This window comes from Leucobacter sp. BZR 635 (assembly GCF_048061935.2).
Lineage (GTDB): Bacteria > Actinomycetota > Actinomycetes > Actinomycetales > Microbacteriaceae > Leucobacter.
The window spans coordinates 14,463-31,129 of record NZ_JBLUNZ020000048.1; the positions used below are offsets into that span (position 1 = coordinate 14,463).

At 64.3% G+C, this 16,667-nt stretch carries 19 protein-coding genes; 4 read left to right on the plus strand and 15 right to left on the minus strand.

Features of this window, described 5'->3' with window-relative positions:
* Nucleotides 1-12: 12 nt before the first annotated feature.
* Nucleotides 13-858: a siderophore-interacting protein gene (locus tag ACI1US_RS10050; RefSeq protein WP_416549981.1), complete on the plus strand. Its 846-nt coding sequence runs from the start codon at nt 13-15 to the stop codon at nt 856-858.
* A gap of 97 nt (nt 859-955) precedes the next feature.
* On the opposite strand, the gene ACI1US_RS10055 is transcribed toward ACI1US_RS10050, so the two are convergent.
* The 9 genes from ACI1US_RS10055 to ACI1US_RS10095 form a co-directional block, all read right to left on the minus strand.
* Entirely contained in the window at nt 956-1,210 is a 255-nt protein-coding gene (locus ACI1US_RS10055) for a hypothetical protein (protein WP_461640135.1), read from the minus strand.
* A gap of 52 nt (nt 1,211-1,262) precedes the next feature.
* Complete coding sequence (locus tag ACI1US_RS10060) at nt 1,263-1,853, minus strand: hypothetical protein (protein WP_461640137.1); 591 nt, start codon at nt 1,851-1,853, stop codon at nt 1,263-1,265.
* 67 nt (nt 1,854-1,920) lie between these two features.
* Nucleotides 1,921-3,297: a replicative DNA helicase gene (gene dnaB, locus ACI1US_RS10065; protein ID WP_461640139.1), complete on the minus strand. Its 1,377-nt coding sequence runs from the start codon at nt 3,295-3,297 to the stop codon at nt 1,921-1,923.
* Nucleotides 3,298-4,147: 850 nt separating this feature from the next.
* Entirely contained in the window at nt 4,148-4,597 is a 450-nt protein-coding gene (gene rplI / locus ACI1US_RS10070; protein ID WP_416549982.1) for a 50S ribosomal protein L9, read from the minus strand.
* Between the two features lie 12 nt (nt 4,598-4,609).
* Nucleotides 4,610-4,870 (minus strand): 30S ribosomal protein S18, encoded by a 261-nt coding sequence (gene rpsR / locus ACI1US_RS10075; protein ID WP_042545452.1) that lies wholly within the window; start codon nt 4,868-4,870, stop codon nt 4,610-4,612.
* Nucleotides 4,871-4,923: 53 nt separating this feature from the next.
* Nucleotides 4,924-5,466 (minus strand): single-stranded DNA-binding protein, encoded by a 543-nt coding sequence (gene ssb / locus ACI1US_RS10080; protein ID WP_416549983.1) that lies wholly within the window; start codon nt 5,464-5,466, stop codon nt 4,924-4,926.
* Between the two features lie 3 nt (nt 5,467-5,469).
* A complete protein-coding gene (gene rpsF, locus ACI1US_RS10085; protein ID WP_416549984.1) occupies nt 5,470-5,832 on the minus strand; it encodes a 30S ribosomal protein S6 in 363 nt (120 codons plus the stop codon).
* A gap of 161 nt (nt 5,833-5,993) precedes the next feature.
* Nucleotides 5,994-6,797, minus strand: a complete 804-nt coding sequence (locus tag ACI1US_RS10090; RefSeq protein ID WP_461640142.1) for a PIG-L family deacetylase — start codon at nt 6,795-6,797, stop codon at nt 5,994-5,996.
* A 7-nt stretch (nt 6,798-6,804) separates the two neighbouring features.
* Entirely contained in the window at nt 6,805-8,268 is a 1,464-nt protein-coding gene (locus tag ACI1US_RS10095; RefSeq protein WP_461640144.1) for a CCA tRNA nucleotidyltransferase, read from the minus strand.
* Nucleotides 8,269-8,311: 43 nt separating this feature from the next.
* Here ACI1US_RS10095 and ACI1US_RS10100 point away from each other — a divergent pair, with 43 nt between their 5' ends.
* Genes ACI1US_RS10100 through trxA form a run of 3 tightly spaced genes read left to right on the plus strand, consistent with a single transcriptional unit; the run spans nt 8,312 to nt 11,992 of the window.
* Nucleotides 8,312-10,627, plus strand: coding sequence for a DUF6049 family protein (locus ACI1US_RS10100; protein ID WP_461640146.1), 2,316 nt, complete (start codon nt 8,312-8,314; stop codon nt 10,625-10,627).
* Nucleotides 10,628-10,686: 59 nt separating this feature from the next.
* On the plus strand, nt 10,687-11,640 hold the full coding sequence (trxB, locus tag ACI1US_RS10105; RefSeq protein ID WP_461640148.1) for a thioredoxin-disulfide reductase: 954 nt from the start codon (nt 10,687-10,689) through the stop codon (nt 11,638-11,640).
* 28 nt (nt 11,641-11,668) lie between these two features.
* Nucleotides 11,669-11,992, plus strand: coding sequence for a thioredoxin (gene trxA / locus ACI1US_RS10110; RefSeq protein WP_461640150.1), 324 nt, complete (start codon nt 11,669-11,671; stop codon nt 11,990-11,992).
* 325 nt (nt 11,993-12,317) lie between these two features.
* Here trxA and ACI1US_RS10115 read toward each other — a convergent pair whose 3' ends face one another.
* From ACI1US_RS10115 to yidD, 6 genes are read right to left on the minus strand one after another with little or no spacing between them, the layout of a single operon-like run.
* A complete protein-coding gene (locus ACI1US_RS10115) occupies nt 12,318-13,304 on the minus strand; it encodes a ParB/RepB/Spo0J family partition protein (RefSeq protein ID WP_461640152.1) in 987 nt (328 codons plus the stop codon).
* A gap of 2 nt (nt 13,305-13,306) precedes the next feature.
* On the minus strand, nt 13,307-14,203 hold the full coding sequence (locus ACI1US_RS10120; RefSeq protein ID WP_461640154.1) for a ParA family protein: 897 nt from the start codon (nt 14,201-14,203) through the stop codon (nt 13,307-13,309).
* The gene (gene rsmG / locus ACI1US_RS10125) at nt 14,196-14,834 is read right to left on the minus strand and encodes a 16S rRNA (guanine(527)-N(7))-methyltransferase RsmG (RefSeq protein ID WP_461640160.1); all 639 of its coding nucleotides are present in this window, start codon (nt 14,832-14,834) and stop codon (nt 14,196-14,198) included. The genes ACI1US_RS10120 and rsmG overlap by 8 nt, the downstream gene beginning before the upstream one ends.
* A 53-nt stretch (nt 14,835-14,887) precedes the next feature.
* Nucleotides 14,888-15,385 (minus strand): Jag family protein, encoded by a 498-nt coding sequence (locus ACI1US_RS10130; protein ID WP_461640156.1) that lies wholly within the window; start codon nt 15,383-15,385, stop codon nt 14,888-14,890.
* Nucleotides 15,386-15,393: 8 nt separating this feature from the next.
* Nucleotides 15,394-16,332, minus strand: a complete 939-nt coding sequence (gene yidC, locus ACI1US_RS10135) for a membrane protein insertase YidC (protein WP_461640158.1) — start codon at nt 16,330-16,332, stop codon at nt 15,394-15,396.
* A 13-nt stretch (nt 16,333-16,345) separates the two neighbouring features.
* On the minus strand, nt 16,346-16,645 hold the full coding sequence (yidD, locus tag ACI1US_RS10140; RefSeq protein WP_416549986.1) for a membrane protein insertion efficiency factor YidD: 300 nt from the start codon (nt 16,643-16,645) through the stop codon (nt 16,346-16,348).
* Nucleotides 16,646-16,667: the final 22 nt, after the last annotated feature.

The following is a 16,667-nucleotide window of genomic DNA, read 5'->3' on the forward strand; positions in this document are numbered from 1 at the left end:
CAGGCTTGAGACATGACTCAGGCACCACGGTTTCAGCGCGAACGCACCATGCACCGATTCACCGCACGCGAGGTGACGGTGACCGCCGTCTCGCGGCCAGTGGAAACGTTCGCCCGCGTGACCGTCGCCGGGCCGGATCTGCACGATTTCGTGTCGACCGGGCCCGGCGACCACGCGAAGATTTTCTTCCCGCACCCCTTCACGGGCGAGCTCGTGGCACCGAAACCCGCCGCCGATGGCGAAGACGGCATCGAGCGCCCCGACGGCCAGACCTTCGCCCGCGACTTCACTCCTCTGAACGTGCGGGAGGAGAACGGCGGCCGCGTCTTTGACCTCGATTTCTTCCTGCACGAGGATCCGGGCCCGGCATCGGCCTGGGCCGAGAAGGCCGCTGTCGGCGATACCATCGTGGTCGTCGGCCCACGCGGCTCTCAGAGCATCCCCACGGGCATCACGTCGCTCCTGTGCCTCGTTGACCCGACCGCGCTCCCCGCGACGGTGCGGTTCATCACCGGGCTTCCCGAGACAACCGAGGTCGAGGTTATCGCTGACGTCGACTACGACGCACTCGACTGGGTTGAGGAGTACCTGCGCGAGGCCACCGGCCGCGAGGTGCTCGTGCGCGAGCCGCTTGGCGGGCTCGACCAGGCACTGCTCGACAGCGAGGTGGGCGATAGCACCTTCGTGTTCGCCGCGGGCGACGCGAACCGGCTGATCCCGCTGCGTCGGGTGATTCGTGATGAGCTCGGACTCCCCCGCAACCAGTACCAGATCAGCGGGTACTGGCGCCGAGGCGAGGCGAACTTCGACCATCACGGGCCGATTGATCCGAGCGACCCTGAGTCGATCGAAGACTAGCGAGCCTGTAGCGCACTAGCGACTCGCGGGGCTCCGGGGCCGGCGATGCCGGCCAACCGGAGCCAGCGGGCGGGTGCTGGTGCGCCCGCGCGCAGCCTTAGAGTGCTTCGCCCTCGGTATCCGACTGCTTCTTCCCGCCCAGGCTGATCAGGCCGATGAAGGCGAGAGAAACGACGAACGCAATCGCAGCGAAGATGATCGTGAGCATGAAGGAACGCGAGCTCATGAGCACAATGAGGGCAGCGAAGATCGCGAGCACGCCGGAGAAGCCAAAGATCTCTGCGGGCTTCAGGTCGAGTGCCTTCGTGGACTTGGCGTGGCTCTGAACTGTCTGGTCGGTGGGGTTCGTCATCGGTCGCTTTCTACGATTCGGCAAGCTAAATACGTCGGGGCTGTGCGCCCGCTTAGGCGTTCGCTGCCGTTCCCAGAGTGGCGTCTTCTGCCTCAGTGGTTCGGCGAGTATCGAATGCGGCGATCCCCAGGAATACGCCGGCAATAACAGCGTAAGCCCCGAAGAAGCCGATGACCGCGACCAGATCGGCGCGGGAGAGCAAGACGGCGAGTGCGAGCAACACTCCGGCGGCACCGACGAGCGGCGCATCCTGGCGGCTTCCCGGAGCAACAACCATGCCAATAAACTCCAGCAGTGCTGAGGCGAGTGCCCAAGCGGCAATGGTCACGGCAAACGCGATCTCGGAGCTGAACGTCGCAAGCACGACTGCAGCGACGAGTGCGACGATGCCGAGCGCGAGCGCGATTGCTGCTCCGCTGCGGCCGCGACGGTACCAGCTTTCGAGCACATGCACGAGGCCGATCGCCGCGAGCGATCCAACAACCACGGCGAGATCGAATCCGAACTGCTCGTGGAACGTCGCCGTGAAGGTGATGAGGAAGCCGACGACAATGAGCACGATGCTCCGCACTGCTTGCACCCATCGAGGGGGAAGGAGTGCCGGGTCAACTGTGCGCCGTGCGCTCCCTGCGGTCTGTGACATCAATGATCCCCTTCTCTGCCTCCAGGATTCTAGCTTGCCTCGCTGCGAAACAGCGGGGCGCGGCTAGCTACATGCCCTGCGGCATGTCTTGGAAGCGGGAGTAGTGGCCCTGGAACGCCACGGTGACGGTGCCGGTTGGGCCGTTACGCTGCTTCGCGAGAATGAAGTCGGCCTCGCCGGCGCGCGGGTGGTCGCGATCGCTCGCTGCCTCGCGGTGCAGCAGGATCACCATGTCCGCGTCCTGCTCGAGCGAGCCGGACTCTCGCAGGTCGCTAATCGCGGGCATCTTGTCGGATCGCTGTTCCGAAGCACGGTTCAGCTGCGACAGCGCGATGACCGGCACGTCGAGCTCCTTCGAAAGCAGCTTCAGTGCACGCGAGAACTCACTAACCTCCTGCTGACGGCTCTCGACGCGCTTACCGCTCGAGAGGAGCTGGAGATAGTCAATGACGACCATCTTCAGTCCGTGCTGCTGCTTGAGCCGGCGGCACTTGGCGCGGATCTCCACGAGCGTCAGGTTCGGACTGTCGTCGATGTAGAGCGGCGATTCAGCGATGCGCGCCTGCGTGGCTGCGAGCTTTTGGAAGTCACGGCTGTCGAGCGCTCCCTTACGCAGCGTCTGCATCGGGATCGTTGCCTCGGCAGCGAGCAACCGCATCGCGATCTCCGCTCGCCCCATCTCGAGCGAGAAGAACACGGTCGGCGCGAGAGCGTGCACTGACGCGTATCGTGCAACGTCCATTGCGAGGGTCGATTTACCCATAGCGGGACGCGCGGCGATGATGATCATCTGGCCACCGGCGAAGCCGTTCGTCATGGCGTCGAGCTCGCTAAAGCCAGTCGGAACGCCGAGCATGCCCTCTGGCATAGAGTTCGCGCGGTGGATCTCTTCGATCGCCGCGTCAACAGCGAGGTTCAGCGGGACGTAGTCCTCGCTCTGGGCCTCGCCCGTGACACCGTAAATCTCGGACTGCGCGGTGTTCACGAGGTCGAGTGCCTCGCCCTCGCCGGCGTAGCCCATCTGGACGATTCGGGTGCCGGCCTCGACAAGCCTGCGCAGCAGCGCCTTCTCTCCGACGATGTCAGCGTAGAAGCCGGCGTTCGCAGCGGTCGGAACGATGCTCGTGAGTGTGTGGAGGTACTCGGCGCCTCCCGCGCGCTGAAGGTCACCTGTCTTCGACAGCGCGTCGGTGACCGTAATCACGTCGGTGGGCTCACCCTGCGAGTACAGCGAAAGCACTGCCTCGTAGATAACTTCGTGCTTGGGCACGTAGAAGTCGTTGCCCTTCAGCACGCCCGTGACGTCGGCGACCGCGTCCTTTGAAAGCAGCATGCCGCCCAGCGCGCTCTGCTCGGCGAGTAGATCGTAGGGCGGTGTTCGTTCGTAGTCGTGTCCCCGCCGCTCTTCGTCGGGAGACGCGATGCCTAGGTGTGCGATCGACACAGTCTGTACTCCTTCAGTGAGGTCAAGCGACGTTACCCTCTGATGACATACCAGACCTCAGACATTCACCGTAGGTGCACCTTGCCAGAGGCTCAAACAACGCCCCTCCCCGCCTGTGGATAACTATGTGAATAAGCCACGCGGATTCAGTACACCCTGTCCACATGGGTGGGGATAACTTGTGGATAGATTTACGAGTTCGTCGCATACATGCCGCCTGATCAGGATATTTAACTATCCACATTAAAAAAGTTATTCAACCTTCAGGTACAGCTTGAATGTTGTGTGAAGCCCGGGCGTGTGGACAAGTCGACAGCTGTGGGGGAGTCAGGTGCGCAAGTCTGTGTACTCAGTCAGAACCCTACGTTCACCCGAGGTTCAGGCCCCACGCGGCCCGTGGGAGCCCGATTCCTGCGGCGCCGAGCACGGGCCCAGCACGGGCCCTGCGGGCGCGCCTGCGGGCCGTACAGGCGGCCGTGGTCCGGGGTCCGGAGCTTGGGGCCCGGGGTCCGGCACGCGGCACGCGGGCGCGACCCCCGGGGCGCGACGCCGCGGTGCCTGTGCCTGTGCCGGGGTGCGGCGCCAGGCATGGGACACCGAGCTGGAACTGTGGGCCTCTCGCGTCCTCTCCGCCCCGATTAATCCAGACCGACCCCTGCGAGGGCCAAAAACGGGGCGGAATAGATCAATCGGGGATTCAGGATCGACACGCGGCCACAGAACCCACGCGCCACCACAGAACCCACGCGGCCACAGAACCCACGCGGTGCCACAGCCCCACCGCAGATACAACAGAGGCGGGGCAGGCTCCGAAGAACCTGCCCCGCCTCTGAATGCGGTTTCGCGTAGCTTAGCGCTGCGTGATGACCTGCAGCGTTACCTGAGCGTCGACACCCTCGTGGAGGTGGATCGTCGCCTGGTACTCGCCGGTCGTCTTGATCGACGGCAGCGAGATCTTGCGCTTGTCGACCTCGCCGAGGCCGGCCTCCGAGACGGCTGCAGCAACTGCGGCCGGCTTGATCGAACCGAAGAGGCGTCCGCCAACTCCGGCCTTCGACTGGAGACGGATCTTCGACGACTCGAGGGTCGCCTTGAGTGCCTGTGCGTCCTCGACCGAAGCGAGTGCGCGAGCATCGCGTGCCTTCTGGAGCTGCGCGACCTGGGCCGCGCCACCGCGGGTCCAGTTCACTGCGAAGCCCTGGGGCACGAGGTAGTTACGTGCGTAGCCGTTCTTAACCTCGACTACGTCACCTGCGGAACCGAGGCCACGGACCTCGTGCGTGAGAATTACTTTCGCCATGATGGTCTCTCCTTAGCGGCCGGAGCCGGCGTAGGGGAGGAGGGCCATCTCGCGGGCATTCTTAACTGCCTTCGCGATCAAACGCTGCTCCTGAACGGATACGCCGGTGATTCGGCGTGCGCGGATCTTTCCACGCTCTGAAATAAACTTGCGAAGCGTCTGGACGTCCTTGTAATCAATGACGCCGACGGTCTGCTTCTTCGCGGGTGCTGCTGCCTTCGCGTTCTTCCCGCGAGCCGGCTTGCGGCTTGCACCGCTTGACTTGCCTGCCATGATGGTCTCTTTTCGTGATGCGTTCCGGTGCAACCCGGAACAAAATTGCTGTCTTAGAAGGGCTGCTCGTCGTCGAAGCCGCCGCCGAAATCGGAGGAGGTGTTCGACGCTGCGGATCCACCCTGCTGGCCCGAGTTGGTCCAGGGGTTATCCTGCTGCGGCTGTGCCCAGCCGGACTGGCCCTGCGGCTGTGCGCCACCGGACCCGCCAAAGCCGCCAACCTGGCCACGTGCCTGGCCTCGCGTCACCTGTGCGGTGGCGAAGCGCAGCGACGGCCCAACCTCTTCGACCTCAAGGTCGAGAGAGGTGCGCTGCTGGCCCTGGTTGTCGGTGTAACTGCGCTGAGTCAGACGACCCTGCACAATGACGCGCATGCCCTTCGTGAGTGACGCCGCGATGTTATCGGCGTACTCTCCGTAAGCGCGGCAGCCGAGCCACAGCGCTTCGCCATCCGACCAGTCGCCGGACTGGCGATCGCGCACGCGCGGGGTCGAGGCGATGCGGAACGTCACCCACGACTTTCCGGCCTGGCTCACGCGAGGCTCAGGATCGGCAACAAGGTTGCCGACGACAGTGATCAGTGGCTCTCCGGCCATGAGCTATGCGCTCGCCTTGGCGGCAGCGCGAGCTGCCTTGGCTGCATCACGCTTCGACTGTGCGGCACGCTGAGCGATGAGCTCGTCTGCGCGGAGCACCTTCGTGCGGAGGATAGCCTCTGACAGGCCCAGCTGACGATCAAGCTCAGCGGTTGCCTCGGGGGTTGCGGTGAAGTTCACCACAACGTAGATGCCTTCGGTGTGCTTGTCGATCTCGTATGCGAGGCGACGCTTGCCCCAGATGTCGACGTTCTCGATCTCGCCGTTCGCGTTGCGAATGACGGAGAGGAACTTCTCCATGCTGGGAGCCACGGTGCGCTCGTCGATACTGGGATCGAGGATCACCATGAGTTCGTAAGGATGCATTACTGACCCACCTCCTTCGGACTTCACGGCCACAGGATTTCTGTGGCAGGAGGGTGTTTTTGCATCGTGCCTGCGTGCTCAGCAGAGTGCTTGACGCACAGACAACCTCAGTAGCCTACCACCCCGAGCCAGCCCGCGGCACCATCGGATGCGCTTTTACTTCACGAGATCCACCGCGGCGGCGCAGCGCATTTCCTTGTGAGCCGTTTAGCTATGCCGAGGAGCCGAAACGCCTCAACCTGTGAAATCGCTTGGCGCTGTCCTCCGACATGCACGATCTCGTCTCCCTCGACCGTGAGCTGGGTCGCATAGGCGCGCAGCGCGATGACCTTGCGATCCATCCAGGGGGAGACGTCATGGTGTTCGATGTCGTCGCCCGCAACATCGTTGACAATCTCCCAGAATGGCAGATCGAGGGCGTGGGCGACAGCCCGCGCGATCCGATGCGCGTGCACGTGGTCGGGGTGACCGTAGCCACCGCCGTCGTCGTAGCTCACGATCGCGCCGGCGTTGGCTTCGTGCGCCGCAGCGAGGAGGTCGGTCAGTGACTCGACCGCCGGTACGACGGTGAGCGCGTCAGTGCCCGCGGAGGGATCAGCGCCGGCGAGCCCATCGGCCTGCCACTGCATGCCCGAATCCTCGTAGATCGTGGGCTGGAGGCCCTCCGCTCGGGCCGGGGCTACGCCCAGGAAGGCATGCCGTTCGACGCCGAGCATCGCGAGCGCGGCCGCCAACTCGGCCTGGCGGTGGGGCGCAAGCGAGTCGGTGCCGGCGAGGTGTTCCAGGGGACCGGCGACCACCTCGCCACGCTCACCCCGTGTCAGTGTCACGACGAGTGGCTCACAGCCTGCCTCAGCAAGGGCCGCGAGCGTGCCCCCGGTCGCGATCGTCTCGTCATCGGGGTGCGCGTGCACGAACATCACACGCTTCGCTCCGCCAAACCACTCAGCCACAGTTGTGTTCATGTCAGGGTTAACCCTCGTCCGCTTCGCTCTGTTCCCGGAACCAAGCAATCAGGCGCTCGGTTGCCGCTTCCTCACCGATGACTCCCTCGTCGAGCCGCACCTCAAGCAGGTGCGCGTACGCGCGGCCAACGAGGGGGCCTGGCGGGATCTCGAGGATCCGCATAATTGCCGCGCCATCGAGCTCCGGTCGCACGGCCGCGAGCTCCTCCTGCTCCGCGAGTTCGCTGATGCGGCGCTCGATGTCGTCGTAGGCGTGGTCGAGGCGCTCCGCCTTACGCCGGTTGCGGGTGGTGACGTCGGCGCGAGTGAGGATGTGCAGCTGCTCGAGCTCGGTTCCCGCGTCGCGCACGTAGCGGCGCACGGCGGAGTCCGACCACTGCTGGTCGCTGTACCCGAAGAACCTCAGGTGGAGCTCAACGAGCCGCGCGACCCGCTTGATCGTCGCGTTATCGAACCGCAGCTCGCGCAGTCGCTTCCGCGCGAGCTTTGCCCCGACCACATCGTGGTGGTGGAACGTAACGCCACCGGCCTCGAAGCGGCGGGTGGCCGGCTTGCCAATGTCGTGCAGCAGGGAGGCAAGGCGCAGCACCAGGTCGGGTGTGACCGGCTCGCCGGAGTCGCCGACCCGGGCCCGGTGGCGCTCAGCCTCGAGCTCGATCGCTTGGCGGAGCACCGTAAGGCTGTGCTCGTAAACGTCTTTGTGGCGCCCGTGATCGTCCTGGGTTTCCACGAGCGCAACGAGCTCTGGGAGAAACCTTGCCGCGAGCCCCGTCTCGACGAGCAGCCTGATTCCGGGGACGGGGTCAGCCGTCAGCAAGAGCTTGGTGAGTTCGTCACGGATCCGCTCCGCCGAAATAATGTCGAGCCGATCGGCGAACTGCGCCATCGCAGCTTCCGTCGCGGGGGAGACGGCAAAATCGAGCTGCGACGCGAATCGCGCAGCACGCAGCATCCGCAGGGGATCGTCGGTGAATGACACCTCGGGGGAGGCCGGCGTGACAATCCTCCCGGCGATCAGGTCTTCGACGCCCCCGGAGATGTCGATGAGCTTGAGCTCGGGCAGCATCAGTGCGAGCGCGTTGATCGTGAAGTCTCGCCTGACGAGATCGCCCTCGATCGAATCGCCAAAGCTCACCTCGGGCTTGCGTGAGTCAGCGCGGTAGACGTCTGCACGATAGGTCGTGATCTCCACCTGCTCGCCGTGTACCTGCGCGGCAATCGTTCCGAACTCCCGGCCGACATCCCAAATGTTCTTGGTCACCGTTTCCAGCACCGCACGCGTCTCGTCTGGGCTCGCCGAGGTCGTGAAGTCAAGGTCGGTCACGGCGCGACCGAGCATGGCATCGCGCACGGGCCCGCCGACGAGGGCGAACTCGTATCCGGCGTCAGCAAAGGCTCGCGCGAGCGTGGCCACGGGCCGCGACTCGGCAATCTGACGAAGCGCGGTCATCGATTCAGCGAGAGAAAGCACTCATTCAGGGTACCGGGGTCGAGACATCTCTACACTTACACACATGCGAATACTTCGGCGACCGCGAGCATGGGCAGCCGTTTTTTTCACCGGCATGCTCGTTGCCAGCGGCGTTTCGCTTCCCGTCTCGCACGCGCAAACGCCCACTCCGAGCCCCGAAGCGGAAGTGGCTGACGTCGAGTCGGGTCTGATCGAGCTTGTCGTTGCACCGGAGTCAGCTGTGCTGAGCAACTCCGACTCGGAGGCGAAGTTTCGCGTCTTGATACGCAATACCGGTGAGGCCACTGCCCCCGAGGGGTCAGTCGAGCTGCGGCTTGGCGAGCGCATCACGGGCGCATCGGCGCGGCTGGCTCCGGAGCCAGCTGCCGATCCAGCGACGGACCCAGCAACCGATTCGGCGACCGACACAACACCGACCACTGATCCAGCGCACACGCGTATCGCGACCGTACAGGTCGAGGCGATCCCAGGCGGCAAGGAGCAGAGCGCCACGGTTACCGTGCCACTCACGGACATGCCGCAGCTCGTCGACACCTCCCACGGGGTATACCCGCTCTACGCCAGCTATGTCGCAAGCGATTCGTCGAGCGAGACACGGCTCACGGCGTTCAGCCCGCTCGTGTGGGGCGGGCCCGCGCGAGCGGATGCGGCGCTCGACCTCACCTCGATCGTGCCGCTCGTTCTCCCCGCGAACGTCCAGTCCATGCCCAGCCGCGCGCAGCTCAGCGACGCTGTCCCAGGCCTCACGGCGCTCGTCGATTTCGCAGCATCGTCGCAGTCGGTGCTCGCAATCGATCCGCGCATCATCACCGCGATCCGCGGCTACGGCACCGAGGCCCCCCGAGAGGCGAGCGAGCTTCTCGCCCGGCTCGAAACGGGCGCGGTGCCGAGTTTCCTGCTGCAGTTCGGCGATGCGGATCCTGCAGCCCAGGCCGCCGCCGGCCTCGACACGCTCCTGCAGCCCGCGGGCTTTGAGTTCATCACCCGCTTTGGTGCTTGGGAAGTGGTTGAGCCCGCAGAACCCACTGATCCAACAGAACCCACTGATCCCGCGGCGTCCTCCGAACCGGGTGGTGGTGAACCGGGTGGTGGCGAACCGGCGGAGGACAAACGAGCCGGTGACGAACCGGTAGATGCTGACGCTGCTGGAGCCGAGCCCGCAGGCGCGAAGTCGGCCGATGACGCAAAGACAGGGGCGGAGGATCCTCAAGCCCCGGGTTCTGGCCTCGATGCCGAGACGGCGGAGACGGCGGAGGAGCCGCTGCCACCGACCGCCGAGGAACTCATGGCGTGGCCGCGCGGGCTCGCCGCGGGCTGGCCGGCGCCCGGTCAGGCTGACGGGAAGACACTCACGCTGCTGCGCGATGCGGGTTACGACCTCGCGGTGCTCAACTCCGACAATGTCCGGCTCGAAGGGGGGCCGCGTGCGGCGCTCGGCAAGGGCAGCGCCCTCGTGACCGACGCGGAGCTTGACGCGGCGGTGCGACTCGCGCTCTCTGGCAGCACCGACACCGAACGAGCGCTCGGTGAGGCTCAGGCCGCCGCTCGGCTCGCGCTGGCGGCCGACGCGGGCGTTGCCGGGCTGATCCTCGGAGTGGACCGCGGCGCGGTCGCCAGCATGGAGCGTCCCGAGGAGCAACTCAGCAAGCTCATGGACCGGCGCTGGGTGACGCATGTTGCGCACGGTGCTCAGCGCGAGGGCGTTGCACGGCTCATCCCGGCCGAACCGGGGGAGGACCGAGTCGAACTCTTGGCAGCCGCATTCGAGAACGAGCCAACCGTGCTCGAGGCGCGGTCGGTGCTCGTGAACCCCGAATACCTAGACGGCTACCAGCGCATGCGGCTGCTCACACTCTTTGGCACCCGCGGCGCTCACCCCGACACTGACTTCGAGGCTGCGGCGTCACGCTTCGCGAAGCGTGACGCCGAGCTGCACGACGGCGTGCGCCTCGTGGACACCAAGCGCGCGCAGCTTGTTGGGGGGTCCACCCGCATCCCCATTCAGGTGCGCAACTCCCTGCCCTTCGATGCGCTCGTCACCCTCGAGGTGGCACCGACCTCTGCTGCTTTGCTCCTGCCCGAGCGGGAGTTCCGCGACATCGAGCTGCCCGAAGATTCGAGCGAGCGTGTGCTCGTCCCGGTGAAGAGTCGTGTGTCGTCGGGGGAGTCGGCGCTGCTGCTCTCGGTGACGAGCCCCGATGGCGAATACACTGCATCAACGGGCCGGCTCGAGGTCGCAATCAGCACGACGGTCGAGACAGTAGCGATCGCAATTCTTGCCTCGTCAGCGGCCCTCTTGTTCGGCTTTGGCATCTGGCGCAGCGTGCGCCGTCGCAAGTCACTCAGCACACGGGAATAGCACGGCTTTAGGATGGGTTGTACCGCCTATCAGCCATTCGGCACAGCACAAGGAGAATCATGCGCGAGGTCATCATTATCGGCTCAGGCCCGGCCGGGTTTACTGCGGCAATCTACGCCGCACGAGCTGAACTGTCTCCGCTCATGTTTGCGAGCCAGGTGAGCATGGGCGGCGAGCTCATGAACACAACAGACGTCGAGAACTTCCCAGGCTTCCCTGAGGGCATCCAGGGCCCTGATCTCATGCAGAAGATGCAGGAGCAGGCAGAGCGCTTCGGCACCGAGGTCGTCTACGACGACATCACCGAGGTCGACTTCTCCGGCGACATCAAGCGCCTCACCGACACGAGCGGCAACGTGCATGAGGCCCGCTCGGTGATCTTCGCCACAGGCTCGGCCTACCGCAAGCTCGGTGTCGCAGGCGAAGAGCGCCTCTCGGGGCACGGCGTGTCCTGGTGCGCCACCTGCGATGGCTTCTTCTTCCGCGACAAGACCATTGCGGTCGTCGGCGGCGGCGACTCCGCGATGGAGGAGGCCACCTTCCTCACTCGCTTCGCGAAGAAGGTCTACGTGATCCACCGCCGCGACTCGCTCAAGGCCTCGAAGATCATGCAGCAGCGTGCCTTCGACAACGAGAAGATCGAGTTCATCTGGAACTCAGAGGTCACCGAGATCCACGGCGAGGGATCGGCTGACAAGCTCAGCCTCCGCAACACCGTCGACGGTACCGAAAGCGAGCTGCCCATCGAGGGCCTCTTCATCGCAGTCGGCAACGATCCGCGCACCCACCTCGTGCACGGCAAGCTCGACATCTCCGACGAGGGAACGATCTCCGTCGAGGGGCGCACCTCAATCACCTCAGTACCCGGTGTCTTCGCTGCGGGCGACGTCATCGACCCCAGCTACCGTCAGGCCGTCACCGCTGCCGCGTCGGGAACCGTCGCTGCCCTTGACGCCGAGCGTTACCTCGCCGCCGTTGCGGCCGCATCCGAGCCAGCCGCAGTCGCCGGTTAATCAGCAGCCAAAGTTTAAGGAGTTCACCATGAACGAACCCATCATCGTTGACGAGCAGACCTTCGAGAAGGTCGTCTTGCAGAGCGAGATCCCTGTTCTCGTAGACTTTTGGGCAGCCTGGTGCGGTCCCTGCCGGGCAATTGCTCCCGTGCTCGACGAAATCGCCAAGGAGCAGGAGGGCAAGCTCCTCATCGCCAAGCTCAACGTCGACGAGAACCCGACGCTCGCGGCGCAGTACCGAATCACCTCGATTCCCGCGATGAAGGTCTTCCAGGGTGGCAAAGAGGTCCACGAGATCATCGGCGCCATGCCGAAGCAGATGATCGAAAACGAGCTGACCGGCATTATCTAAGCCAAGAGCTCATAGGTTCGGCCCGTTCCTCCAGCAAGGGGGAACGGGCCGAACTTATTTGGGCACCCAAGATCCTCACTGCCCCGATTAATTCAGACCGACTCTTGCGAAGGCCAAAAACGGGTCGGAATGGATTAAACGGGGGCCACGGGACTCGGGGGCATCGCAGATTCGGGCACCTCGCGACTCCGGTGCCTCGTTAGCGCGCGCCGCGCGATCCGGGGGATTCCGGTTCCGTGCGATCCGGAGGATCCCGGCGGCGCCGCGCGATCCGGGGGATTCTGGTTCCTCCCGATTCGTGAGCGCCACCCCTCGGAGGGGCTCGCTAGTTGAAGCCAGGGTCTCCGAGTTCACCCAGGATGCGCTTGAGGTCGGCGATCGTCGCGAAATCGATCGCGATCTGGCCTTTCTTGGCGCCGAGCTTCACAGCAACACGCGTATTGAAGCGGTCGCCGAGCCTGTCAGCGATCTCTTCGAGCTGCGCCTGCACCGCCCCCGGACGTGCCTTCGGCGACTTTCGCTTGGGGGTTTCACCGGCGACTGCCTCAGCGGCGCGGACGGAGAGCCCCTCGTTCACGATGCGGTCCGACAGCGACTGCATCGCCTGTACGTCACCATCAAGGGAGAGGATCGCGCGTGCGTGGCCCGCCGTGAGTACCCCAGCGGCAACTCGAGTCTGCACGGGCTCGGGCAGCTTGAGGAGTCGGATCGTGTTCGAAATCTGGGGCCGCGAGCGGCCAATTCGCTCCGCCAGCTGCTCCTGGGTAATCCCAAAGTCAGCGAGCAACTGCTGGTAGGCCGAAGCCTCTTCAAGCGGGTTCAGCTGTGCACGGTGCAGGTTCTCGAGCAGCGCATCGCGGAGCATGTGCTCGTCGGCGGTAGAGCGCACGATCGCGGGGATCGTGTCGCGCCCGGCACGCTTGGAGGCACGCAGTCGGCGCTCACCCATGATGAGTTCGTACTGCGCACCAGACCGTGGCTTCGGCGTGATCTCACGCACCACGATGGGCTGGAAGACCCCGAATTCACGGACCGAGTGGGTGAGCTCTTCGAGGGCTTCCTCGTCGAACTTGGTGCGCGGCTGGGACTGGTTGGGAACGATGTCCGTGACCTGCAACGAGCGCAGCTCGGCGCCAGGTACGGCGACCAGATCGTCGGCCGCGGCATGCACACCGCCGGCCGTCTCGCGCGTTGCGCCGGCGGTCGGAGCCGACGGGAAAAAGACGTCGACCGGGCGTTCGCCCTCGGAGGGTGACTGCGGAATGAGTGCTCCTATTCCGCGACCCAGGCCGCTGCGCTTCTTCGTTGCCATCGCTACACTCCCTGTTCGTTGACTGCCGTGGGTATGCCACGATCAGCCATTTCAGCCGCGGCCTCAAGATAGGCAAGGGCCCCGATTGAGCTGCTGTCGTACTCGTGCACTGTCTGCCCGTAGCTCGGCGCCTCGGAGATCCGTACTGAACGTGGGATGACCGCGTCGAGCACTTCCTTGGGGAAGTGCTCGCGCACCTCGTTGGCGACCTCTTGCGCGAGATTGGTGCGGGCATCGTACATCGTGAGCAGAATCGTCGAAACCTGCAGCTCCGGGTTCAGATGCTTCTGAATGAGTTGAATGTTTCCGAGCAGCTGGCTCAGGCCCTCGAGCGCGTAGTACTCGCATTGGATCGGAATCAGTACCTCGCCACCCGCGACAAACGCGTTAATGGTGAGGAGCCCGAGCGACGGCGGGCAGTCGATGAAGACGTAGTGGTATTCGCGCTCTGATTCCTTTAGGAATGCGTCGAGGGCAGTTCGTAGTCGCTGCTCACGCGCGACCATGGAGACGAGCTCGATCTCGGCGCCGGCCAGGTTGATTGTCGAGGGCACGCACATGAGATTCTCGTGGTCGCTCGAGACCTGCAGGGCCTCAGCAATCGTCGCATCGCCGATGAGCACCTCGTAGACGCTCGTGATCTCGGGGCGGTGGGGGACGCCCAGCGCGGTCGAGGCGTTGCCCTGCGGATCGAGGTCGATCACCAGCACGTTCGCCCCGCGCCGGGCGAGGGCGGAAGCAAGGTTGACCGTCGTGGTGGTCTTACCGACCCCACCCTTCTGGTTCGACACCGTGACGATACGGGTCTGCTTGGGCAGGGGAGAGGGCGTGGTCGCGAGCCGTTTGCGGCGCTTAATCTTGTCCTCGAGGTGATCCGCGACGAGTGGTTTCTCAGCCATGAGTACCCACCCTAGCCCGGAACACCCTGGTGCTCTCAGTCAAGAGGTCTGCGCCCAGCTCGGTGACCTCGATGTCGCGCAGCTTGAACTTGCGCAGCACCTTCTGGGCTGCCTCAATTTCTTCGTGAATTGCGGCACCCTTCAAGAAGAGCAACTCGCCACCTTCCCGGAGCAACGGGACGGTCAGGGGAACGAGTTTGCGCAGCGCAGTCACCGCGCGCGCGGTGACCTGATCCACTTCGAATGCGCCGTGGAATTCCTCCGCGCGCCCCCGCTTCACGTGTGTGTTGGTGAGGCCGAGTCGCTCGATCTGCTCATTCAGCCAAGCGCAACGTCGCTCCATCGGCTCGACGAGGAACACCTCGACGTCGGGCCGGATGATACCGAGCACGAGCCCTGGCATTCCGCCACCGGTGCCGATGTCGGCAACTCGCCCGCCCTCACGAAGCAGCGGAGCAAGCACCGCGCTGTTGAGCAGGTGCCGTGTCCACAGTCGGGGGAGTTCGAGCGGGCCGATCAGCCCGAGCTCTTCGCCACGCTCCGCAAGGTCAGCGGCGAATGCGCGCAGGACCTCGATGCGTTCGCCAGCGAGCACGGCTGCGGCCGCGGGTTCAGCTTCGAGCACACCCACGGGCTCGACGCCCGCAGTGACGTTCCGGTCATCGTGTTTCACGTGAAACCTAACTAGGCTGCGCGAATGACGAGACGGCGGCCCTTGCCCTCGCCCTGCGACTCTGAGTGGTATCCGCGATCCGCCACCTGATCATGCACGAGCTTACGCTCGTATGACGACATCGGCTCGAGGCGTACCTCGTCACGGCCAGCAGCGATCTGCGCAATAGCAGCGTCGACCATGCCGGTGAGCTGGGTCTCACGGGCGACCCGCGACCCCGCGACATCGATGATCAGCCGTGAGAACCGTCCAGTCTTCGCCTGCACGGCGAGACGGGTGAGATCCTGCAGAGCCTGCACCGTGTCAGGATTCGCGATCCGATCGATGCTCTGTCCGCCACCAGTGACCGACACGTACGCTCGGCCGTTTTCTACGGTGATATCGAGATCGCCATCGAGGTCGGCGATATCGAGCAGCCCCTCGAGATAGTCCGCCGCTAGATCTCCGTCAGCCTCAAGCGTCTCGAGAGTCACTTCCTCGGCCTCAGAGAATTCACGCTCTTCAGTCACGGGCGTCCTCACTTCTTCTTCTTGGCGCGCTTGGCGCTCACGGGCTGCTGACGCTGCCCCTGCGGCAGAGCCGGTGATGCCGGACCCTCGGGGGCGTCATCAGTCAGCTTACCCTTTGCCCTGAGGCGCTCCTGGCGTGCGCGCCATGCGTCCGATCCCGGGTTCGGCATGGTGTTGATGACGATGCCCTGCTGCGCCATGGTCCAGATGTTCGAGGTCATCCAGTAGATGTTCAGTGCGAGGGGGAAGGTGACGCCCGAGAAGAGGAACGCGAAGGGGATGATGTACAGCATGATCTTCTGCTGGCGGTACATCGGCGAGGCCTTCGTCTCGTCGGAGACGTTCTTCGACATGATCTGCAGCTGCGTAAAGAACTGCGACGAGATCATCAAGATCACGATGGCGCCGAGCAGGCCGACGACGACCCAGTTCTGCGATTCCCAGCCCTGGGTGAAGTTCATCTTCAGCGGCGCGCCGAAGATCGATGCGGCGTTGAAGCTGTCGGTGAGCTCGCGATCCATGAGGCCGATGCCCTCGGTGTTCTCAGACGCCTTACGGAGCACGTAGAAGAGTGAGAAGAAGACCGGCATCTGGATGAGGATCGGGAGACACGACGAGAACGGGTTGGTGCCGTGCTTCTTGTACAGCGCCATCGTCTCGCGGCTCATTGCCTCGCGCGAGAACTGGTCGTTCTTGCCCTTGTACTTCGTCTGGATCTTCTTCATCTCAGGCTGAATGTCCATCATTCGGCGCTGTGACTTGATCTGCCTGACGGTCACGGGGATGAGTGCCGACCGAACCACAATGACGAGGCCGATGATCGAGAGAACCCAGGTGAGGCCGCTCGCTGCGTTCATTCCCATCGCAGTAAAGAGCTGATGCCAGAGGACGAGCACGACCTCAACCAGCCACCTCAGCGGCCAGAGTATGGTCTCGAAAAAGTTCACTGGATCAGGCCTTTCACAAGCGGGGGCGGACGAATCCGCGGGAGTTTATTTCAAAGTGTGTGACTTTGCGGGTAGGTACGTCATCGATACCGCCGCCGCTAAAGGGGTTACAGCGCAACAGCCGCCAAACCGTCAGCACGATTCCGACGACTAAACCGCGCTGCTGATACGCCTCCATAGAGTACCGGGAACAGGATGGATAATACCTGCAGACATCGCCGTACAGTGGCGATATGAGGCGCCGGTAAAGCTGCATGATCCCGATCGCGAGATTACGCGGGGCCAGCCAGATCTCTTGGAGGAGGCGTTTCACAGCTGGGACTGCACCTTCGTGA